This is a genomic window from Marinococcus sp. LNHM4E3-1 (genome assembly GCF_056034405.1).
The window spans coordinates 70,692-92,572 of record NZ_JBQLID010000013.1; the positions used below are offsets into that span (position 1 = coordinate 70,692).

Genomic DNA, 21,881 nt, shown 5'->3' on the forward strand with positions numbered 1-21,881 from the left:
GGAGGGCAAACTGATGAAACGAGTGGTGTTTCTAATCGACATGCAGAGTTTTTATGCGTCAGTCGAAAAGGTGTATCATCCGAACCTGTCCCAGCATCCAGTCGTGGTGGCCGGCGACCCGGACCGGCGCAGTGGGGTGATTCTGGCGGCCTGTCCCGTAGCGAAAAGCCACGGCATTAAGACCGCCCAAGCCTTGTGGGAAGCTCAATCGCTTTGTCCCGAGGTCACGGTTCTTAAACCCCGGATGCAGTTGTATATCGACATATCTACGCAGATTAACGAACTGTTTTTAACGTATACCGATCAAGTGGAGCCGTTCTCCGTGGATGAATCGTTTATCGAACTTACCGGAACGGTTCATCAGTCCCGGCCCGAGCAAGCCGCTAAAAGCCTGCAAAAAGCCGTCCTGCGACAATTTGGCATCTATGCCCGTATCGGCATTGGCGAAAATAAAATTCTGGCGAAAAGTGCGTGTGATCTGCAAGCCAAACAACGCCCTGGAGGCATCTTTTATCTTCACAAGAACCGCCTAGCCGATGATTTTTGGCCGTTTGCGATTGGGGAGCTGTTCGGCGTCGGCAACCGCATGGAAAAACACTTCATGCAGACCGGCATCCGCAAGATCGGCCATTTAGCCACGTACCCGGTCGAAGAATTACAGCACCGGTGGGGCATCAACGGGGAGCTGTTGTGGCAGTATGCGAACGGCATCGACCCGTCTCCGGTGACGCCCGACACCCATCAGCAGAAAAAGAGCATCGGCCACGGCATGACCCTGCCGAGAGACTACCATCAACGAAGCGAGATTTTTGTGATTTTGCGCGAACTCGCCGAAGAAGTGGCCCGCCGCACCCGGGACGAACGATTAATAGGAAATCAACTGTCGTTAAGTATTGGCGGCACATATGAAAACCCGGTCGGCTTTTCCCGGCAAATGACCTTAAACATGGCGACCAATGACGGTCGAGTGATTTATCACGCCTGTCAGAAGCTGTTTGATCGGCACTGGCTTGGCACACCGGTCCGGCGCATTGGCGTATCCCTTGAAAAGGTCGAACCAGACACGCACCGGCAGTTAAGTTTATTTGATGATGTGGAGGACCGGTCCTCCTTGAACCAGACGGTTGATGCTTTGAAAGACCGATACGGCGGCGGCATTATTATGTATGCTTCGTCCTTGACCGATGCGGGCCAAGCCCTTGAACGATCGAAAAAAATTGGAGGTCATTATAAATGAACAACCCTATTCGTGACGCCCGTTCCCCTCATTACATTGGTGATCTGCTTTATCATGCCCGAACGTCCAACGATTTAACCGTGAACGACGTCTGTACGTTCAGTATGGTGTCGAAACCGGTCTATGAAGCCTATGAAATGAACCGAGTGCCAAACATTGGCTTTTCAGAAGCCGAAGCTTTAGCCACGCTGCTAGACCTTTCGCTGGGTGCGTTAATGTGTCCGTATGATTAAATCATCACGGCTCACAGCAACAAACCTAACGTTCATTTCTTTTATTTCTATTTCCTAGTAGAATATTAGCAGGGATTATTTTCCATTATATGATTTTAGGAGGAAATAGAAGTGAAAATCGTCGGAGAGATTGTCAATTCATTATCTCTATTGTTAGCTGTCTTGTTTATATTCAGTGCCGCTACGGACATTTATCATATTCCATTATGGTTCTTATCAGTTGGATTAGGTATTTTACTAACCGCAGGTATTTCCCTTGATATTTATGAGAAAAAAAGAAAAACGGCAAAAAAAACTTCATTCGATAGAGAAAATTGAAGGTGAGATATGTATGATGAAGGAATGGCAGATAGGAATACTAACCGGTGTTTTCGTTACCATAAGCATCATCTTATTAGATACTTTTTTTGCGTTGCCCTATCTCATGGAATTGCTCATAGCATAGTCTTTTCAGTGACGTGTACATTTATAGGAAATAAATTGTTGAATGATCGAAAAAAGCGTTCCAGCCAAGAAACATGAAAAAACGGACCCGTAACAGGTCCGTTTCATCTAATACAATTACAATGTATCTAAGGGGGAATAGGTTGAGGATAGGGATTCCTTAACTATTCCCTTTTATTCTAGCATAACGACTTAATGTTCTCGAACGATTAGCTTCTGCTTGCTTATCATTAAAACCCCTGCGAAAAATGGTCCATGATATAACCATAGATATAAATATTCGCTATTGGCAACGCCCACCCAGCAATCAAAGTGAGAGCAAACCACAGGCGTGATTTCTTTTTCCATGTATAAATCGTCATTAGTAGAGCAACCACCCATCCTACCGCAATCATAAAACCCCATCCGTAGACGCCGTCACTTTCGGCAATAAACCCTGTTGTAGCAACAGTCGTTACAAAAAAAGTAAACAAACCACTAAGACTGATATTAAGAATCAGTAATACCGGATAAACATTGGACGTATACATGCCTTCACCCTCTCTTTTAAGACATCCCCATCGAAGGAGACGATTGTTTGGCTTTCGGCGGTTGCTTCTGGTCCTGTTGAACGCCCAGCTTTAATTCCTCGTTCCAGTCTTTCGTGTTGGTCGGCCGGTGATCGACAATCGCATCATGGTTAATATAGTCTTTCAGCTTGTCGTGAAAATGCGCTCCTGCCGCATCGTTATCCACGGCCGAGATCACCTGCTTCACGTTGTGGCCGTCTGCTTTTAAGTCCTGTAATCCTCGTTTGACGGCCTGTATTTTCAAGCCACTCATGCTCTGCAATCGGGTATTCTGAACGTCTCCCTTTTTTTCCGACCAATAGGAAAGGGCATCTATCGGGCTTTCAAACAGCGCGATTTTATCAATGTTTTTGCCAACATTGATCGCAAAACCGCCGTCCTCGGCCGAATTTTTCACCACGCCTTTGAAATAGTTTCCGTTCTCCATCGGTTGCGTTCCCTGTCGATCAGCGCCGATCGTTTCCCCGTCCCGGTCCTTCCATTTCATCACGCAGTTATCTTTCCGGTCCTGTACGATCAAATCTTTGTTCAAGCACCAATCGACCACTCGTTCATCAATCTTTCGATCATTGACCAAGTAATCCCGGACATTGGAGGTATCGGCCACCTCGTAATGCGAAGGGTAGGAAAACGGCTCTTTCTCCACCTGTTGCACTGGCTGGCGGTCAAGCGCATATTTATGCTCATTGATACGCCGGACGGCATCGGGAAAGGAGAGATCGTGATAGGTCATCGCAAAATGAATCGCCCCGTAGCCGCCTTCCTGTCGGCTGTTCCAGAAGTATTTTTCGCCCTGAATGACCAAGCTGTCATGCTCTTTAAGGTTGTAGTATGGAGGATTCCCGTTGCCTTGCTGTTCCACTTCAATCCCGTTCGCATCCAAGTAATCCATGAGCGCCACGGTTTTGGCCTGTTCGATTTCCTCATTGTTTACCCGGCGGTTTGCCATGCGTTCTCCCTCCTTTCTACATGCTCATGCCGTTCTGTCGAACGGGTTTCCGGGTGGTGGTTTCTTCGATGATTTCCTCTTTCGTGACGCTTTTCGTTCCTTCTTTCTCAAACGGCCACGTGGCTTCTTTTTCTGTTGTGGTTTCGCCTTTCAACCGTTGTTCCAGTCGGTTCACGGTATCCACGGTCAGCACGTTCTGATCAACGGCCTGTTCTTTTAAGGATTCATAGGCTTGTTGGCTTTCCAGTCGATCAAGCAATGTCTTATCGTCCGGCACGTCCTGTCTTTCTTCTTTCTGCCAATGATCTTGATACGTGGTATATGCCGATGCTAACTGGACGCTTTGATTGACAGCTGCCCGGTCCTGTTGACGCTCTTGAACGTCCGTGGTGGTGGTTTGATGAATCGCTTCGGCTTTCTCCCCAGAGACATACCCGTGGTTATATGCAAACGCCTGTACGTCCTCTCGTTGGCTTTCATAGAGTTCGGAATTATCCATACTGGTGTGTCCGGCTTTTTGTTCTTGAATCTTGACAGCCAAACTCTCAAAGGTTTGTTCAAAGGCTTCTGGCGTGTAAATCTCTTGCAGAAACGACTGATCGTTCAAATGCTCCCGGTGGACGGTGTACCCTTGTTTATTGAGTTCGGTATTCAAGTCGTGATATTCGCCGTTCCCCAAATCGAAACGTCCTGCCGTCACTACCTCTTGCCCGTGAGAAGCATCGACCGGGGTCATCATTTGAACTTTCGTTTTGTCGTACCCGATCTCTCCCATGCCCTCCATGTTGGCTTGGGCTAAGGCTTTATCCATATCGGGCAGAGACATCATATGCTTATCTATCCGGGCTTCCGACCATTCCACATAGGCTTTCGGTTCTTCGATGGACGGGTCTAAGATTTTCACATTGTTATCTCCGGGAAGGGCCGGGTTTTTCAACGCATTAAAGGCTTCGACTTCCTGTTCTACGGTATCGTTTCGCACGTCTCCGTGTTCGAGCAGATTATTGCCGTACCGATCTTCAAACGTAGACCGGAAGGTGGTTTCATCCATATCTCCGATCGTTTGAACGTTCCCATTGGTCACCACTTGATAGTCCTGGAATCGCTCTTGTAATTCATTGGTGCTTACTTCCTCGTAGGTATTTTCGATTTGCAGATCATCTTCCAGATGCGTAATCATGTCATACGATGTATCTTTGACGCCTTGAAGCAATGCCACTTTGTCGGTTGTCGTATCATGCTGTTGGTTGTAGGTATGCAGGTAATCGAGACTGTAATCACTCGTATCCAGTCCAAAATGCGTAGACACGGTATAGGCCGTCATTTCGGCTTGAAATTCCTTCTCCGAGTGCGGCAGTTCCTTCCCTTCCTTCTCCCGGCCATGCAGTTGAGCATGAGCCGCTTCATGGATGAGGGTTTTCACGTTTTGCAGTTCATCGTTCCGGGGGTTGAGTTGAATCGCCCGGTGAAACGATGATTCTCCTAAGCGGTTGGCCTGCGTGTATTCGATGTATTGGCCTTTGGCCGCCCCGAGTTCTTCCATCGGTTCAGCAAGCACGTTCACGTTCATCTTATTGGCGTACCGTTCCATCGAATCATAAAAGGCTTGATAGTTTTCGACCGAGCCTTCCAGCCATTTGTTTGGGTAAATCTTCGGTAAATCAGCGGCCGTTGCCGTTGTTTGGGAAATATCGAACACGGCGGCCGTTTTATAATGCCGATGTTCCTGTACGTTGATTTCGCCCCGGTCGATCTTCGCTTTTTCCTCTTTCGTGGCCTTGTTCAGTCCCACTTGTTTGGTTTCACCATTCTCTGTTCGTTCAAAGGTTTTGAACGGGGCCGGAACAAGAATCTTGCTTCCCTTTTCGCCTTTCTGAACGGAAAAGCCCTGTTCTTTCCAGAACTGAAAACCACCTACGGCGTTCGCTCCCGGAAACTGTTTTTGAATCAGTGTGGAGTTGCCGACCGAGTAATCATAGAACTTGCTCATAAAGTTCAAGTATTCTTTCATGTTCTCCGAGGACTGAAAGTGACTATCCACTTGATCGTTTCGATCTTCGGTTAATTGTTCCACTTCCTGCCGTTTCGTTTCAGCCGATTTTTTCTTATAAGCCATCGAATGTCCCTCCCTTGTTATTGCACGTATCCATCGTCATCCACGCCCACATCGAGATCCTTTAGCGCCGGATTATTGGCTTCGCCTTCCATCAGATCGCTGTCCATCACCAGTCGTTTTTCGTCCAGATCAACCAACACATATTCCATATCTGTTTCCACCATCATTTGTTGCAGAAGGTCCATATCTTTGGCATCTAACGGAATTACGATTTCTTTTTTCCCCATCGAAACCACAATGTCTGTTTCACCTAGTTCTTTAATAAACCCAAACTCTAATCGGTTCATGCTTGTCCTCCTTGGGACTGATTTTGTTTCTTCTCATATTCGGCTTTTCGTTGTTGCAGGTTCGTAATGCGTTCCTTCACTTCTTCTTTTGCCAATACAAGCGTAGGTGATTCATAATCACTGGTGGTCATAATATGCGTCACGTCATTTTGAATCATAAAACCATTCATCAGTTCCAGAAGCACCTGCGAATTACGGTCCGTGTTGTTCACGCCCAGCTGTAACCGTTTGAAGTGTTTGTCTAATTCCTGTTCGAGCTTTTGATTAATGCTGTCTAACGCCATAGACGTGGTGTACTCTAATTGATCTCGATTCATGGAATATTCTTCGTGTTCCCGAATGATCTGTTCAATGATTTTTGTTTGGGTAGGTTCTTTTCGTTTCTCTTTTAATTTATTGACGTATTGCGTAGCTTCTTCGGATAAACGGATGCGTGTTTGTGTCGTCATCATAAAGATTGCCCCTTTTGGTTATTTTGGATATTTCGTTGCATGTTTTCATAAGCGTTCTGGTTCTGATAGCTGTTCAGTTCCGCATAGACCACTCGATTCAGTCCGTACTGTATCTGGTTCAAGGCCCGGTTCTTTTGAAAAGCTACTCGTTTCTGGTTCGTGTTTGAAGAACGATTGTTTTGTTCGATGCGTTTTTCCTTATAATCATACGATTTCATTTCCTGTAAGAACGTGTTTCCCATCCGTTTATACAGATTATCTTTTTTATTTTGTTTGTAATCCTTGTACCGAGATTCGTTTCCTTCTCCGTACACTTTTTTCAGCATCTTTTCCTCTTTATTGAGTTTTTGATCGAGCTGTTTCATTTCTTTGGGAAAGTTTTTGTGTAAATATTTTTCCGTCAGTTTATCCAGATCGGGTTTAACATGATTGATATTTTGATACCCGTATTGCCAGTACCGTTTGTTTTCCGGCAGTTGCTTTTTGATGGCTAAAAAGTCTTTTTTCATGCCCCGGTCCATGCCTTTCATGGTTGGTTGTTCTTTTTTCTTATTCACGATCTTGTTTCGCATCAGATCATTAATGTCTTTGTGTTCAAACGACCGATCTTGAATCTTATTAACGAACGTTGATCGCATCCCTTCCAGTGATTTCAGTTTACGCCTTCCCCGTTGATCGTCACTTGGTTCCGTATCCACGGAAGCCAGATGAATGTGAATGTTTTCAGTGTTATGGTGAACAGCCCCGGTCCACGCCATCGTGTCTTTAAAGTTATTTTTTTCGTACATATCCGATACAGCTGCGCGCGTTATTTCTTTCAATTTCTTTTCGTCTACCTGTTTCGTTTTTGGGTCATAAATGCCGTTTTCCTGTAACCATTTATTATCAAAAGAAATCACGTCTTTATACAAAATGCTTCCTTTATTTTGAGCCTGTTTGAAATCATCCATGACGTTCTTTTTATCTTCATTGGTTAAATCATCGTGATACGCATTGAACAACGATGATGCTTTCTGGTCATCATCCATGTAGTGATTATATGAAGCAAAGTCCTGTTCGTTTTTGGCTTCTTCCCGGTCCATGTATTTGAGGTAATTCGAGCAGCGTTTGTTTCCGACTTTGCTTTGCCCCATCGCAAATTCCGATTTCACCACTACGGCCGTTTTGCTTCCGACTTCCATGTTTTACACTTCCTCACGTGTAAAATCCGTGTCGTCACTCATGCTTTCCAGCCATTCATTCTGTCGTTGCATCTGTTCACTAAAATGGTTCAGGGCTTCGGTGTTTTTTTCTATTAATGTTTTGTACGCCTTATCAGTTTCGTTCAGTTCTTTTTGCATCACATAGTTTTCGATCAATTCTTTCAAGTAATGTTGCCGAGATAGCCCTCGTTGTTTGGCACGTTCGTCAATCGTTTTAACGACTGTTGGGCTTAATTCACGCAGTAGAATGTTCATTGTTTTTGCTCCTTCCCTGTAACAAAATAACCCCAGTTCGTGACAACCCCAGTGCAATATCAAAATAGTTGGAAGAGCATAAGGGAAAAATGATATCACTTCGTGATATACCCGGCAGTACCGGGTTTTTGGAGTGATATCGTAAAAATTGCTTTTGTCTCAAAAATGTGTACAGCTTGTCTCACGTTTGTGTACGATTTAACCCCTCTGTCTCACGTTTGTGTACAGTAAAATTGGCCTTTTTTGCAGGGTCCCGGTCAAAAAATGACCGTAACCCTGTTCCTTATTGGAGTGAAATGCTTTCCTGTTTCTTGCGTTCGTTGTAACTGTCGATGCGTTCCTGTTCCATCTTTATCTGTTCGTTTAACGTATCTATATCGCCCTGGAGCTGTTTCTTTTCGGTTTCCAATGAGTTCAAATAGCCGTCCGTTTCGGTTTGTTCTTCATCCGTTTGGTAGTTCTTTTCTTGTTCGATTTGGTGCGCTTCTTCTTCAAGATCAGCGATCTCTTTTTTGAGGTTTTGACGTTCCTCTTTTTTCGTTTCAATGGTTTGTTCCGTATCCTCAATGAGCGTATTCATAATATATTTTACGTAACTGTATTCATCATCCGAGGATATTTCTGCTTCTTCGACTTCCCGATAATCCGTGTACAGTTGAACCACATTTTCGACTTCTTCCGTGTTCGTTTCAGCATCTGAATCGGTTGCTGAATCTTCGTTTTCTTGTTCTTGCTGTTGGTCAATTTGAAGCAATACCTGTTCGTAATTCTTATCTAATTGGCTGATTTCAAACACCGCATAGTCGTTCATCTGATACGTTTTTTGAACGGGAACTTCTTCACCGTCCGACCGTTGGCGGCTCACATATTGCAATGTTTCTTCTTCAAAACGGAGATCGTTCATGTCGATCACGACCTGCATTTTGTTTTTTTCCTTGTCGTAAATCCAGTCCAATACTTCCACATCATCCGTGCCACTGGTGGTGATTTCTTCGCCAATCGGAGACGCCTGAACTTCGATCGTTTCCTCCATATACATGTTGGACGTGCTGAATCCAATGAAGCCTAACAGCACCACAGCTGTTATCACCCCGAACCATTTACTTGTTCTTTTTCGTAAGTTTACCCGGTCTTTATTCAGCATCGAATCCTCCTTCCGTGTCCGAAATATCTTCCAATTCTTGCGCTATCCATGTGCCGTTTTCTCGTTCAAAATGCACTTTCATTAGCACCGGACTGGTTTCATCTACGTCCGTTTCCGTGTAATGCATCTGGTGATCGAGCCGCACAATTACTTGGGCCTGTTCACTATCTTCCATGTTTTTGATGAAGTATTCTTCGTTCGCAATATCGGTGGTGACTTCACCGCCCCCGTACATTTCGCCCGAGAAAAATCGGTCTTTCAGTTGGTCACTCATAACCCCTTCGGCTTTCTCCTGTTGCTTCTGATAATTGTCCGAGGTATGCACAAACGCTGTGTTCATAAAAGTCTCTGTTTGGCTTTCCAGTTCATCGAAACGGGCTTCCCGTTCCGTTTTGGATTGATACTCGACCTGTTGTTGTAAGGCTTCGTTTTCTTCTTCTAATTGGCTCACTTGGCCTTTTAATTCGTTCGCTTCGGCTTCCGTGGGAGCGTCCGTCTGGTTGTTAAAAAAGAAGAAGATATTGAATAGCAGCAGTAGAAATAAAATGATGATCGAGAAGTATTTAAAGGTTTTGATCGTCTCCATTAGGTATCATCCTTTGAACAAAATAGGCGTTTGATTGTTACGAAGAAATGCGTTTCACCCAGCCGTTAAAGTTGTCACCCCAATAGCCGTCCTCCATGCTTTCAATCGCTACGCCTGTACTGCTTTGAGCGCCGATAAATTCTCCGTTGCCGACATAAATGCCAACGTGGCCGTCCAGTTTATAGGTATCGAAAAACACCAGATCGCCCGGTTTCGCATTGGAATAATCGACCCGTTGGCCTTTCGTTTTGAGCGAATCCGTGTTCACCGAGCCGAGGTTGCCGAGTTCCACGCCCACCTGTTCATACGCCCAATACACGAAACTCGAACAATCAAACCGTCCGGCCTGTTGGTCACTTCGGGAACGGCCGCCGCCGAACACATAGTTGCTGTTGCCAATCCATTTTTCCCCTACCTGTACGACTTCGGCCACGTCTCCATCTATCTGTGTGGTTGCCGTGTTCGTGACGTATTTCATCACCGCATCCACATAGCCAATGTCGCCGTAACAAGCCCCGGTTTCCGCACTTTCGGGACGGATGCACGAAAAGTTTCCACTGTCTTTCACCTTCTGATACTGCTTTTGGGAGAACTCAATCGCTAACTCTTTGGAGTATTCGCCGTCATTGTTGGCGTTCGCATAATCAATAAAACCGCCGCCGAAATTGTAACTCTGTAAGGCCAGCTTCACGTCTCCGTTCGCATCGTCTAACACCTTCGAGAAGTACCGGACGCCCTGTTCAATCGAGCGTTCCGGGTCATCAATCGTGTTCGGTGGAAGGCCCAGGGATTCGGACGACTGCATAATGTCGTCCACCCGGCCGCCGGATTCCTGCATGGATAACGCCATCAGCACATTCACATGATCGCTGACCCCAAATTCCTCCGCATACTGTTCATAGACGGGCCGCAGGTTTTCAATTTTGGCCGAGATATTTTGCGTTCCCCCGGCAACAAATGTGCCGTTGCCTTCACTGTTATCCGAGGAAGTCGTATCCATCATCACTTGAAAGAATCCAATCACCATCACCGTGAACAGGACGACCAGAAGCGCCGACAATCCGATGATGATACGCAGTTTTAGGGTTCCGAGTTTGAGTAACGCACCCCCGGCTTTAGCGGCTCCTTTGGCTACCGTGTTCATGGTCTTACGCCCCTCCCCCGAACAGGTCTAGTTCTTGATTACTGACGTCCACTTTCATTTTGATGTTCTTCACGGATGAAATGGAAAGCACCACTTCCCCTTGTGATAAGTAGGGAATCTGCCCCAATTCCGAATCGTTGAGCTGTCCCGTGAATATCTCTTTTAACCGGGGCAGTGATTCACTATCCTGTTCGCCAATGAATTTGTACTGCGTGAGACTGAATAGCTTTTTGACTTCTTCGGCCGCGCTTTGATCGGCCTTGTCGGGAACAAAATCTTCAATGACGTGGCTCGCAAAGAACAGGCCGCCGAAATATTTCCGGGCTTCCCGCATGAACGTTTGCAGGAACGTGACGCCGTGTTCCGAGCCTTTGCGTGTATTAATGATGTGATGCGCTTCGTCAATCAGAATCAAGTACCGCACCGCATCCTCAAACCGCAGACGGTGTTTGTTGAAGGCTTGCAGTTGAGGTTGTCCGTTGCCGAGCATCCCGTCCCACAGCATGTTCAACACATTAAACAGTTGGGCTTGAAAGACTTCGGACGACAGTTCCGACAAGTTCCGTAAGTGAAACGCCACAAAGTCCTCTTTATCAAAGTCCATGAGACTGGAATGAGCGTTAAACAGGCGGCCATAGGTTTCTTTAAGGTTCTTGATATTCAGTTCAATGTTTTCCAGCCGTTCCCGGCGGTGAATACTTACATCTTCATTAACGATCTGATTGGGAATATCCGTGTACAGATCGGCCTGAATCATATCCAACAGATCACTAAAGATCGGGTATTCGTCCGGCCGCCGTTCGGTGATGTTGTTGGCTTCCGGGTCGATCTCGTCCGACCATAAGCCCTGTTCGATATACAGGCGGCGCAGGGTGTTCTGAAACTCTTTAATTTCTTCGTTGCTTACGTCCGGGCTGATGAACTGGTAAAACACCTGCAACTTGGAGAGGTGCTTCGCAAACGATGCTTCCTGTTTGATCGTTCCCTCGTCCGTGGTTTCGGACCGATACACCTGCAAGGGATTGATCGAGCCGTCCGAGCCGTCTAAGGCAATCGTTTTGCCGTCCAATGCATCGGCCAGTTCACCAAATTCCCCGGTCACGTCCAGAATCCGTACCTTGTGGCCTTTGATCGCATTATCGAGCGCCATTTTTTTGAGCAGCGTGGATTTTCCCGACCCCATTTTGCCGATCATTAAGGCATTGTAGAACTTGCGTTGTTTGTCCTTATGAAACAGATCGAAAATGACGTTCCCGTGGGTGTCCGTTGTGCCGTAATGCGTCCCGAACGGGTCATCCAGAGACGTATAGTGAAACGGAAAGCCCCCGGCAAGGGATAAGGCCGGAAGTTCAATGCCCTTGCGTTTGTTGGGGTATTTCATTTGGTGGGAGAAGGATTCGATCAGACTGCCCCATTCATACTCCTGTTCGTTCAGAAAGACCGACCCCCGGAAGTTCAAGGCTTCCAGATCATCAATGACCTTTTTCACCGTTACTTCCAGTTCGTCTAAGGTCTTGCTTGAAACATACAGCCGCAGGACAATGCGTTTCACGACTTCGCCCTGCCGGATTTCGTTATAAATGCCGGAGAGTTCTTCAAACGATTCCGTGGCTTCGATCGCATCAGCCGTTTCTTTCGCCTGCATCGTCCGGGTTTTTTGTTCGGCCATGCTTTTATTTAACTTCGACATGACATCCCGGCGGCTTGGCGTGGCGACATCGAGCGCCGCAATCACGTTCGGCATGTTCATAATCTCTTCGAGCCAGAAGTCATTGACGATCGTTTGAAAGTCGTAAATATGCACGCACGTTTCGCAGCCGTCTCCTTTACGGATATAGCTTTCGTTGAACTTGATGCCGCCCTGCGGCTGGATTTCACTTAACAGCTCCCGGTTGTAACCAGAAGATGCTACCTGTTTTTCGTCCTCGTTTCCTTCCGTTCCTCGAACTTTCTGCATAATGGATGCGAGCATAAGTTATCCCCTTTCGTGCGTATGACGGTTTTTGGAGTTCAAATTGTTTAATTTATAGAGAATATTGATCTTCTTATCATCTGTGAGCCGAATCACCGGGGCCACGGCTTGCAGTTGGCCTTCCACTTCCGTGGACCGGGATTGGAGCGTGTATTCATCATCGGCATAGAGGAATAAGAAAAACTCCCGGTTGGTGCGGCGTTGTTCAATGAATTGGAGTTCCTGGAGCTTCTTTTCTAAAAATTGCCGATACTGCGGCTTGCTCGTCTGTTGGATTTTTTCGAGAATATACCGTTGTTGAGAGGACGTATCCACCGGAAAATCAAACGGGATGATTTTAAAATCGTGATTGTACCATTGCAGGAACGTGGCAAAATGATAAATCTTTTTCGTTTTATCGCTTTCGTTCAAGGCGTAAATATCGCTTGATTCCAGTTGCACAATATCCATATAGCCTTTCTCGTCCGAGAGTTCCAGAAAGCCGTTGCCCGTGAGATCAATCACGGAAGCTAAATCGGCATAACTGGATTTTACTTTCGGCTTGGCTTCTTTTTTTCGTTTCTGGACTTGATCGCTTTCGACAAAGATCGCTGTTCCTTCGTTCCTTGATCGCTTGAATCGACCGTTTTTTTCTTGAAACAGAGCCATTTACGATTCGCTCCTTTCCGTGTCGTCCGGTTCGTCCACCGGAGAGTAATCAATGGCCGTGTACGTGTCTTTGCGGCGCATGATCGCATAGTACACGGCTTGATAGATGCGGCGTTTCGGATTGCTTGTTGGCCGTATCACGAGCAACAGGGCCAGAAGCAACATGAACAGGTAAAAGCCCCAGATCAAGTTGCCATGCACCAGATTGCTCATGACCATCGTGAACGGGATTAACCCGATCAGTAGAAGAAAGTCCGTCAGATACATCCATTTATTGATTTTCAGTTCGGTACTCATGTCTTTGGGGATGCGGTAAGACGCCATATGCGGTCCTCCTTACGTCCGTTTATTGTTTCGTTTCACGGTTTTCCGGGTGTGTTTCCCGAGATCATAGTTTTGGGTGCGCGGGGCTTGCTGTTCCGTGACCCGTTCCCGGCGGTTCACCCGGCCTTCGGTCTGCCGATGCGTGACCGACTGTTGCACGTCCTGTTCGGTGTCGTTGCCCTGATGGTTGACCTGTTGTTCTTGATAAATGGTTTCCTTGCTTGTTCCTCCCCGGCTCCCCTGTTCAGTGGATCGTTCATGCCGGACACTGTTTCCTCCGGCATCTCCCGAAGAAGAAGCGGAAGCACTTGGTCCCGGTCCGGGCGAGGATGCCGATGGTGGATCTTCTTTTGCTCCGTTTTCGCCGCCGGACGTGTACGTGGTGTTCACCCGGCCGCCGTCCTGTCGGTGGTTCGTGGAGGTTTGGACTTCTTGTTCCACGTTTTGGCTACTGCTGCTATCCGTTTCCTGCGTCACCTGTTCCCGGTGGGTTCCAGTCGTTCCGGCACTGTCGCGTTTGACGTTCTGAACGCTTGCCGTGTCCTGCCCGGAGCCATTCGCACTAGCAGACGCCGGAGCGTTCCCCGTGGACGGCGTTTCCGGGCTTCCGGCGTTGGCCGCCGCCCCGGATTGGTTCGTCTGGACGTTGCCGCCCGTCTCTTGTTGCCCTTGAACGCTTTGCACATCCTGTTCTACGTTCCGGGAGCCGTGGCCGTTCGTTTCCTGTTCCATCCGTTCCCGGTGCGTCCCAGCCGTTCCGGTGCTTTCGCCGTTGATGTTTTTCACGCTTTCCGTATCGCCCGTATCGGCGTTTGCCGTGGCCGATGCCGGAGCGTTCCCCGTGGCCGGGGTTTCATCCGTGGCTGTATCTTCATCGGTTGGAGCCGGGGAAGAAGCCGTCTGTCCGTTCGTTCCCGAAGCCGAGCTGTTCATGCGTTGTTGGGCTTCAAGGTTGGATGCGGAGCCGTTGGCCGAGCCTTTCACTTGGCTGTTGGTTCGGCCGTTCGTCCGGCCTTCCGTTCCCGGGGCCTGTCCTTCTTCTTCGTCCATTTCTTCATTCAGAGACGGAATGGAACTTTGATTGCTGTTCGCATCGTTGGATGCGGTTGGGCTGTCCTTCGTATCGTTAGAAGAAGAAGCCGAATCCCCGGATGCCGATACGGAGCCGTTGGCAGCCGCCGGGCTGTCGCCTTGATCGGAGACGCTTTCGTTGGCCGTATCGTTGCCCTGGCTGTCCGTCCCGGTTTTGTTGCCCCGGTAGTCGGCCATGTTTGCCACGTTTCCGGTTCCTCCCGAGCCGCCGGATTGCCCTTCGGAAGCCTGCGACACGTTCTCCCGGTCTTGGCCGTTGCCCGATTTATTGGTGGAGCCGGAGCCACCCGAGCCGCCGTTGCCTTCTTCCTTGTTTTTGCTCATTTTGTCGCTGATGTTTTTCACGCCACTCATGCCGGCTTTGGTTGCCCCGGTTGCGCCTTTAGCGGCGGCGTACGTTCCGGCCAGAGCGCCCCAGCTAGATTTCAACCCGGCGTCTAGGCCAAAGAGCCGTTCGACAATGTTTGGCCCGTCCAACACGGCCACACTAAGCCCGACCATGCCGAGGACGTACACCAGACCGTCCGTGCTGTCGTTCAGCATGTCAGCCCCGATCATATAGATTTTTAGAGATAAAAAGACCATGATCGTGACCATGAAAATGCTGATGATGTTTTGGACCACCTGTTTCATCCGTTGGCCGGAATGCATGTCGGACGCCGCCACTAGCGGAGCCAGTACATAGTTAAAGGCCAGATTGAAAAACAGCGTGGCTAGTTTGACGCCAATAATCACTAACACGGCGGCCACCACCGTGAGTGTGGCAATCAACGGGACCCAATCAACTTCATAGCGGTAATAGTATTCCTGTGTAATATTGGAAATCCACCCACCATCTTCGAGGTCCACGACTTCCCGTGTACCGTCCGGCAGGGTCTGAATTTTTTTCGAGACAATGTCTTGCCCTTTATCATTTAGGGTTTCTTCACTGGTGATCTGTGTATCTTCATTCAGCGGCGCATTGATCGTAAGGTCTTGGGCGTAAGACGGATTGATCTGATTGCTTTCATCCTGTTCCGTGGTTTCCCAATCATTCAAATCATAGAGCGCCGCATCCGTAATGTTGTTCGTGATCGCATCATCGGCCAGTGTGCTTGTGCCGTTCCCAAAGTTCACCGCATCCACGGCTTCGTCCGTAAATTCGTTGGCCTGATTCATCCCAACCGACAAAATGGTCATGATCGCCAGTGCCATGAAGATGTTCGAGACCAATGCCGGACGGTTCACGGCGTCCTGTTTCAAGATAAGCAAGTACCCAATAAACATGAGGTTGATCGCCATGAGGATGACCAACACGGGTTGCATCGTGTTTACAAAGTCCGTGATCTGCGGATTGTCGTACAAGAGTTTCAGCCCGAGCATCGAATCCGTGATGTTCTGAAATGCATCGACAATCCATGCCATGCCTTTGACAAACATCCATCCCATCATGCGAATAAAATCAATCACAATCGTGCCTTTCGTTAATTCATCGGAAAACTGTTCGAGGTATTCGAGTATCTCTTCATTGTTCACGGCGTTCCCTCCTTTCGGCCCGGTCTAGCAGGTTAAAAACTCGCTGACACTTGTTTCCACCGCATAATCGTATTCATCCACCAGAACGTCTACATTACCGGAATCATCGTCTTTGGCTTTCACTTTCACCATTCCATCGGTGAGCCGGATAATCAGTTCGCCCCCAACCTGCATATCTTCAAAATGATTCAATACCTCAGTTAGTCGTTGAAGAGACAGCTTCTGCATCGTTCTTCGCTCCTTCCAGTTCCGTGTGGTAATTCCGGCGTTTTTTCTGAATCATTTGCCGCATCCCCTTAATTAATCCTTCCTTCAATACTCCTTCGTTCTGCCAGTCGTCTAAGTATTCTTCCAGTAGACCGATCGGCAGATGATGAATGGACGTATCGGTATGTTGTTCCACCGCCTTGAGCAGGTTTTGATCGTCTAAGACGTTTTGTACGATCAACTGTTCAAACGCAATCGCTTCATCGCTGATTTCTAATGCCCCTTCGGGGGCTTCCTCGTTAACCTGTTCGTTGTTTGCTTCCTCCTGGGCCCCTTCCGCAGACGGTTCTTGCGTGGCGTTTTGATTCTGCGTTGGCCCATCTTGATTGACCGGACCATGATCGGTGTTTTCATCCTCGAACCGATAAATCACTTTCGTGAGATCAAGGTCCGCATGGTCACAGGGAATATCAATATCCTCCAGGTCCGTATCCGTATTAAATTTGTCACTCAAATATTCATACCGAAATTTCATCCGGGTCTTGCCGTGGTTGTAAATCGGGTACGGCGTCACGTTCTCCCGGTTCAAGTCCTCCCGTTTGATGCCCCGGTACACCACCATTTCGCCCGGTTTCAACCGTCCGAGTTCGGACGCATCGAGCAGGCGACGGCCGTCCGTCCCTTCGGTCTTGTTTTTATCGGTACTAAGGGTACTCCCGGACCGGCTGTTGGAGCTGATCGTCTTTTCGCCCAGCAGTTTGGAAAATTCCTCGTTCGTTTCGTAGTCCGTGGAAAGCAGATACATTTTATTCGCACAGTTGCCAATAATGTTGTCGGCTTCCTTGTCGTATTTATGCTTGATCTGCGAAAGGTCCTGCACGACCAGATTAAAGTGAATCCGGCGGCCCAAGCTGACGGTAATCATATTCCCCATGTCCGAGATCGAGGGCATGTTCCCAAATTCATCCAAGATAAAAACCACCTGCCGGATGCACTTACGCCCCGGCGTGAAGTAAGACGTTTTCGCCAATTCGGTGCACAGCTGCTTCACGTATAAGGACGCAATCACATGCAGGGAGGTATCATCATCCGGCGTTAATAGAAAGACGGCCGTGGGCTTCGTGAAGTGTTCAAATTCCCGGAGGGTAATAACCTCTTGTTGTTCGTTCTGGACCTTGTACGTGACCGTTCCGGTTTCTTCGTTAATGGCTTCGACCATCACCGTGAGCGTTGCGTCTTTCTTGTGATCGTGAAAGGTGACGGTCTGTCCTTTTTCCAGTGATCGGTCATGACTGAACTTGAATAGGCCGTTCGTGTTCGCCTGGGTTCGTTCCGTTCCCTCCGGGAACGTGGCCGTGACTTCGGCCTGCGCCGATGCAAAGCCCGTGAGGTGCTTGCCAAACCCGACCTTTCGCATATCAAACGAATGGTGCGAGGTCATTTTCGCAATCGGTGTGAGCGTAAAAATACTCAACTTATCAAACGCATTGGCAAAAATCCCAGCGACCGTCTGGCCCGCCCCACTCGCGAATTTCACCGTGGCGTACTGGAGTTTGGCCGGATGACTGGCAGGCAGACTGTCAAAAAAGTGGTCCAAGCCGGAAATCATCGTGCCTTTCTCGTCCGTTTCCTGTTGGCTTGCCAGTTCGTTGAGCGTGTTTGCCACGGAGTACATCGTGATTTTTTCCGGGTGGTCCGGCAGGTTCTTTTCGCACAGCCCTAAAATCAGCGCTGTACATAAGGAACTGGCCGAATCCTGCCAGAATTTATCTTTCGCATCCGGGTCTGAATACAGCATGTGAGCAATCGCTTTTGCGTGTTGTTCGGCCTTCCCTAAATCCCCTTCCTCATAGGCATCAATCACCATCCGTAGGATCTGAAAACTCATGGACCGGATTTCCGGCTCGATCAAGTTCAGGGTTTCCACATGATAGCCCCGGTGTTCGAGCGTTTCCTTTGATGCCGCCAATAACTCGCCTTTGGGGTCATTGAGGACCATCGACGCCTGTTGTTCGGCCCGGGAATAAATGTCAATCATCGGAAACATGCCGATTTCGCCTTTACCACTTCTTGTTGTTCCTATCCATAAGTTATTGCTTTTGGAATCATCAATGTATATGCGGTCCTCGTACCGGGAAACCGGAACGCCGCCTTCGCCCGGAAAATGCTGTTCTTCTTCCGTTTCTTTTTCGGGAATCGCTTTGTACTGCTGCTGAATCTCTTTCAAGGTGGTAAAGCGACTGGAGCCTTTCGCATCGCCTTCGGCAAGGTCTTTAAAATTACTCCTTAATTTGTAATAGAAGATACCGCCCACGATCAGTGTTGCCACGCCCATGAACAGGTAGCCAAGCGCCGGAATGTCGGACGTGGTGAATAACAGCCCCAGGAAATCAAAAGACACGCCGGGAGGGTCCGGATTGCCAAGCCCTTGAAGCAGGTTGCGAACGTTCGTGATGCAAAAATTAATCAGCGTATTGGATAGTAGAAAAAAGACTAAAGCGCCGAGCAAGGCCAAAATCCCGTGAGCCTTTTTCGTTTTGAATATCTTCATGCTGTCCCTCCTTTAAATGTCGTCCCGTTGCTGTTGAACTTCTTCTTTCTCTTGTTCCAGTTCTTCGATCTTGTCGGCCTCCTCGTCCTCGTCCAGTTCTTCGATCTTGTCGGCCTCCTCGTCCTCGTCCAGTTCTTCGATTTGGCTGTTCAGATCATCAATGGTGGACTAATGCTCTTGGTAGGTGTCGATCGTTTCCCGAACGCCATCGGTCTGGTGGTCTTGATAGACCTGTTCGGCCCCTTCCACATCGTCTTGATGCAGATAAGCTTTTGCCAGCATTTCACTTCGGCGGTTCGTCATGTCTACGTTATCGTTGTTAATCACCTTCTCGTAGTTGCCGTTCTGATAAGCCAATTCAAACGCCCCTTCGTCCGTTGGAAACGCATTGTGATAGGCGTTCAGCGTATCGGTATTCTTGTTCATCCGAACAAATTCTACGGCCGTGGCTTTGTTGTCGAATAGCTTGTTCATTTGCTGAAACTGCTCCTTATCGGCTAGAAAACTCGCATAGATGTTTCGTTCCTGCGTGGAGAGATCGTCCGGGTTTTGGTCTTTGTAGTAGTCCAGTAATGCCTGTTCGTCTCCCATGAGCGCATCTTGATAGGTACTGACTTTGGCTTCCTGCGTTTCTTTCGTGTTCGTCACTTCCTGCATTTCCGCACTCACGGAGGATAATTGCATGATAAAGAAGGAAAACAGGCCAATGGAGGTGAGGACGAAAAACGCCGCCACGCCGTACACGGTTTTGCGTTGCCACCGTTTGAGCCGGGACACGTAGTTGGCATCCACGTTCTCGTTCGGTTGAATCTCTTCCTCGAATTTGTATTCTTCTTCGACCAATGCTTCCATATCTTCCAGAAAGCCCAGCCGCATCCGTTCTTTTTCCTTGCTAGTCCGAATCTTCGGCAGGTTCTTCTTGATGTGCATGAACAGGTTCGGAGCCTGTTTGCTTCCGAACGTGAACGTGCCTTCATACATTTCTTTATTCAGATCATCGTCCAACACGTAGAAGTAGGCCGGTATTGTTTCCTTCTGGTCCCGCATCTCCATTTCGACTTCCTGCGAGAGTTTCACGGCTTCATCAAACGGAATCCGTTGATGCCGCTGAATCTTGGGGTGTGTGCCTTGCGTAAAATTCACGTACAGCATGTGCTGACCTCCTAAAAAAAGCATGAAAAAAAGAGCCGCAGAACGGCTCTTGCTTCGATGCTAGGTATTTTAAAATAATGACTTTAAAAGGAAATATTGGAATCAATGGACTGAGCTATCCCGTAAGCACCCATCACCACGACAAGGCCGGCCGCTGCGCCGATAAACCAGCCGACCGATTTCCGCCGACCGTTATCGCCACCGAGAATCAAATAATAGCCGCCCACGCATAACGCAATAGCCGCGCAAATCAATCCCAATGTTTGAGCCATGCTTAGAATATCTTCCCCGGTCGACACAAGGCCGTCTACGCCAGCCGCCCCTACGGTGAACGATTGGAGCATTAATTCTTTCATCGTACCCCTCCTTCGGGTGGTTTAATATTGTTCGCTTGGTCTTTCGGTTTCCGTTTGCGGTGCTTCATTGGCTTGGGATTTCGTTGTCGTATCTTCATCATCCAAGCCGACAAAATCCAGCAAGTGATCGTCAATGTATTTGGTGTGCTGTTCGTGCAACCAATCCTCGTAATTGACGTTCTGTTTTTCCATCATTTTTTTCGCAATGTCTTTCTTTTGCTTCTGTTCTTTTCGTCCTGCCACGGTGACACCTCATTTATTCAGCGTATTTTTCCACAAACGATTGGAGTTCGCCTTCATATTCTTCTCGTTTGATGTCGTCCCCGTCCACCTCAAATTCTTCCAAAACTTCGCCATCCTCGACATACACCACTTCATCACTTGGTGTGATTAAAGCCATTTTCCCACTATCATCATTGGCCCGGTCTTTCGTTGCTTGGTCATACTCCCACCCGTTCGTATAGGTGAGCGTGGCACTGGTGTCCTCAAACACCTGGAACACGTTTTCTTTCGCTTCGTCCACGTCCGGGCTGTAAATATACATCGCAAACCCGGTGAAGTCCTCGGCGTTGATCGTTTCCTTGAACTGATCGTAGTCCTCGATTTCTTCCGTGGACGAGCCGCCACAAGCCGACAGCGTGAGAACGGAACCAAACAGGACGACAAGGCCAAGACGTTGCTTTCGCATCCTACCCATCCTTTCCTGTACATTCCACCCCCTTCCTTCTGGTTCGGTGTCGGGGGACATCCACTTTATGGCTGAAAGCGGGAACCCTATGGAAACATGCGTACGGCCGGAACCGTAGCTTCCCAATGCACAACGTTTTAGGCATAGCACGAAGAACCAGAAAAAAGCGGCATTTTACGCTATCCTAGTAGCGGCGAGCTTTAGGCTTGAACTCGCAAACCTGCATCGAAGTCGTATATCCTCAAGATCATGCCGGAAAATCAGAAGGACACGCTCTATGTCATTGTGTATGGAACGATTAAGCGTTCGTTATCAACTCGTCTGTTGGTTTTTTCCGTTTGGCGATCTGACAGTGCTCATGGTTCTGAGCTGAACGTACTCGATAGTAAATATCTGCTACTCGAGCTACTTTTCCTTTTCGTCCAACTGCCATACTTCCTTTTAATTCATAGTATTCATCATCGAATGTGCGGATAAATTTGGCTCGAAAAGCCAACTCACAAGAGGACACTCTTTGTTGTTTTTGATTCATTTCCCTCACCTCGATATGAGAATCCGTAAAATATAATTACCTTTGCTAACTCTAAGTTATTGTTTATAAACCCCTTCTTGCCATTTCTACATTTATTGTAATCAAAAAGAAAAACGAAAGGGAGGGTTAAAATGATAACCCTCCCTTTCCAGATTGTTGAGAAACAAAATAAAAGCGTCATGTTTGTTCGTGGATCGTTCGATCCACGTTCTTTTTTGGCTGGTGC

The 21,881-nt window shown here is 48.0% G+C and carries 24 protein-coding genes; 3 read left to right on the forward strand and 21 right to left on the reverse strand.

Annotated elements, in window-relative coordinates; all coding sequences use genetic code 11:
* Positions 1 to 10: 10 nt before the first annotated feature.
* The 3 genes from ACTRXI_RS13360 to ACTRXI_RS13370 all read left to right on the forward strand — a co-directional run bounded on the left by ACTRXI_RS13360 (position 11) and on the right by ACTRXI_RS13370 (position 1,788).
* Complete coding sequence (locus ACTRXI_RS13360) at positions 11 to 1,237, forward strand: DNA polymerase IV (protein ID WP_474263354.1); 1,227 nt, start codon at positions 11 to 13, stop codon at positions 1,235 to 1,237.
* On the forward strand, positions 1,234 to 1,470 hold the full coding sequence (locus ACTRXI_RS13365) for a hypothetical protein (protein ID WP_474263303.1): 237 nt from the start codon (positions 1,234 to 1,236) through the stop codon (positions 1,468 to 1,470). The genes ACTRXI_RS13360 and ACTRXI_RS13365 overlap by 4 nt, the downstream gene beginning before the upstream one ends.
* A gap of 111 nt (positions 1,471 to 1,581) precedes the next feature.
* Positions 1,582 to 1,788: a hypothetical protein gene (locus ACTRXI_RS13370; RefSeq protein WP_474263305.1), complete on the forward strand. Its 207-nt coding sequence runs from the start codon at positions 1,582 to 1,584 to the stop codon at positions 1,786 to 1,788.
* A gap of 356 nt (positions 1,789 to 2,144) precedes the next feature.
* Here the strand turns inward: ACTRXI_RS13370 and ACTRXI_RS13375 are convergent, their stop codons facing one another.
* From ACTRXI_RS13375 to ACTRXI_RS13475, 21 genes are all read right to left on the reverse strand, one after another.
* Positions 2,145 to 2,444, reverse strand: coding sequence for a hypothetical protein (locus ACTRXI_RS13375; protein ID WP_474263307.1), 300 nt, complete (start codon positions 2,442 to 2,444; stop codon positions 2,145 to 2,147).
* A gap of 16 nt (positions 2,445 to 2,460) precedes the next feature.
* On the reverse strand, positions 2,461 to 3,432 hold the full coding sequence (locus tag ACTRXI_RS13380; protein WP_474263309.1) for a toprim domain-containing protein: 972 nt from the start codon (positions 3,430 to 3,432) through the stop codon (positions 2,461 to 2,463).
* A gap of 16 nt (positions 3,433 to 3,448) precedes the next feature.
* Entirely contained in the window at positions 3,449 to 5,548 is a 2,100-nt protein-coding gene (locus ACTRXI_RS13385) for an ArdC-like ssDNA-binding domain-containing protein (RefSeq protein ID WP_474263311.1), read from the reverse strand.
* A 17-nt stretch (positions 5,549 to 5,565) separates the two neighbouring features.
* The gene (locus tag ACTRXI_RS13390; RefSeq protein WP_474263313.1) at positions 5,566 to 5,835 is read right to left on the reverse strand and encodes a hypothetical protein; all 270 of its coding nucleotides are present in this window, start codon (positions 5,833 to 5,835) and stop codon (positions 5,566 to 5,568) included.
* A complete protein-coding gene (locus ACTRXI_RS13395) occupies positions 5,832 to 6,284 on the reverse strand; it encodes a hypothetical protein (RefSeq protein WP_474263315.1) in 453 nt (150 codons plus the stop codon). Before ACTRXI_RS13395 ends, ACTRXI_RS13390 begins: the two co-directional genes overlap by 4 nt.
* The gene (gene mobP2, locus ACTRXI_RS13400; RefSeq protein ID WP_474263317.1) at positions 6,284 to 7,468 is read right to left on the reverse strand and encodes a MobP2 family relaxase; all 1,185 of its coding nucleotides are present in this window, start codon (positions 7,466 to 7,468) and stop codon (positions 6,284 to 6,286) included. The genes ACTRXI_RS13395 and mobP2 overlap by 1 nt, the downstream gene beginning before the upstream one ends.
* Positions 7,469 to 7,471: 3 nt before the next feature.
* The gene (locus ACTRXI_RS13405) at positions 7,472 to 7,744 is read right to left on the reverse strand and encodes a hypothetical protein (protein WP_474263319.1); all 273 of its coding nucleotides are present in this window, start codon (positions 7,742 to 7,744) and stop codon (positions 7,472 to 7,474) included.
* 283 nt (positions 7,745 to 8,027) lie between these two features.
* On the reverse strand, positions 8,028 to 8,888 hold the full coding sequence (locus ACTRXI_RS13410; RefSeq protein ID WP_474263321.1) for a hypothetical protein: 861 nt from the start codon (positions 8,886 to 8,888) through the stop codon (positions 8,028 to 8,030).
* Positions 8,878 to 9,474: a hypothetical protein gene (locus ACTRXI_RS13415; protein ID WP_474263323.1), complete on the reverse strand. Its 597-nt coding sequence runs from the start codon at positions 9,472 to 9,474 to the stop codon at positions 8,878 to 8,880. Before ACTRXI_RS13415 ends, ACTRXI_RS13410 begins: the two co-directional genes overlap by 11 nt.
* A gap of 37 nt (positions 9,475 to 9,511) precedes the next feature.
* Positions 9,512 to 10,618, reverse strand: coding sequence for a bifunctional lytic transglycosylase/C40 family peptidase (locus tag ACTRXI_RS13420; protein ID WP_474263325.1), 1,107 nt, complete (start codon positions 10,616 to 10,618; stop codon positions 9,512 to 9,514).
* Positions 10,619 to 10,622: 4 nt separating this feature from the next.
* Complete coding sequence (locus ACTRXI_RS13425; RefSeq protein ID WP_474263327.1) at positions 10,623 to 12,590, reverse strand: VirB4 family type IV secretion system protein; 1,968 nt, start codon at positions 12,588 to 12,590, stop codon at positions 10,623 to 10,625.
* A 3-nt stretch (positions 12,591 to 12,593) separates the two neighbouring features.
* The gene (locus ACTRXI_RS13430; protein ID WP_474263329.1) at positions 12,594 to 13,238 is read right to left on the reverse strand and encodes a hypothetical protein; all 645 of its coding nucleotides are present in this window, start codon (positions 13,236 to 13,238) and stop codon (positions 12,594 to 12,596) included.
* Complete coding sequence (locus ACTRXI_RS13435) at positions 13,239 to 13,562, reverse strand: DUF5592 family protein (RefSeq protein WP_474263331.1); 324 nt, start codon at positions 13,560 to 13,562, stop codon at positions 13,239 to 13,241.
* Positions 13,563 to 13,574: 12 nt separating this feature from the next.
* Positions 13,575 to 16,169, reverse strand: coding sequence for a pLS20_p028 family conjugation system transmembrane protein (locus ACTRXI_RS13440; protein WP_474263334.1), 2,595 nt, complete (start codon positions 16,167 to 16,169; stop codon positions 13,575 to 13,577).
* A 24-nt stretch (positions 16,170 to 16,193) separates the two neighbouring features.
* On the reverse strand, positions 16,194 to 16,397 hold the full coding sequence (locus ACTRXI_RS13445) for a hypothetical protein (RefSeq protein ID WP_474263336.1): 204 nt from the start codon (positions 16,395 to 16,397) through the stop codon (positions 16,194 to 16,196).
* Positions 16,366 to 18,927, reverse strand: coding sequence for a VirD4-like conjugal transfer protein, CD1115 family (locus ACTRXI_RS13450; RefSeq protein WP_474263338.1), 2,562 nt, complete (start codon positions 18,925 to 18,927; stop codon positions 16,366 to 16,368). The genes ACTRXI_RS13445 and ACTRXI_RS13450 overlap by 32 nt, the downstream gene beginning before the upstream one ends.
* Positions 18,928 to 19,095: 168 nt before the next feature.
* Positions 19,096 to 19,980, reverse strand: a complete 885-nt coding sequence (locus ACTRXI_RS13455; protein WP_474263340.1) for a hypothetical protein — start codon at positions 19,978 to 19,980, stop codon at positions 19,096 to 19,098.
* Positions 19,981 to 20,162: 182 nt separating this feature from the next.
* Positions 20,163 to 20,435 (reverse strand): hypothetical protein, encoded by a 273-nt coding sequence (locus tag ACTRXI_RS13460; RefSeq protein ID WP_474263342.1) that lies wholly within the window; start codon positions 20,433 to 20,435, stop codon positions 20,163 to 20,165.
* A gap of 21 nt (positions 20,436 to 20,456) precedes the next feature.
* The gene (locus ACTRXI_RS13465) at positions 20,457 to 20,678 is read right to left on the reverse strand and encodes a hypothetical protein (protein ID WP_474263344.1); all 222 of its coding nucleotides are present in this window, start codon (positions 20,676 to 20,678) and stop codon (positions 20,457 to 20,459) included.
* A gap of 13 nt (positions 20,679 to 20,691) precedes the next feature.
* Positions 20,692 to 21,123 (reverse strand): hypothetical protein, encoded by a 432-nt coding sequence (locus ACTRXI_RS13470; RefSeq protein ID WP_474263346.1) that lies wholly within the window; start codon positions 21,121 to 21,123, stop codon positions 20,692 to 20,694.
* 298 nt (positions 21,124 to 21,421) lie between these two features.
* Positions 21,422 to 21,655: a hypothetical protein gene (locus tag ACTRXI_RS13475; RefSeq protein WP_474263348.1), complete on the reverse strand. Its 234-nt coding sequence runs from the start codon at positions 21,653 to 21,655 to the stop codon at positions 21,422 to 21,424.
* Between the last annotated feature and the right edge of the window lie 226 nt (positions 21,656 to 21,881).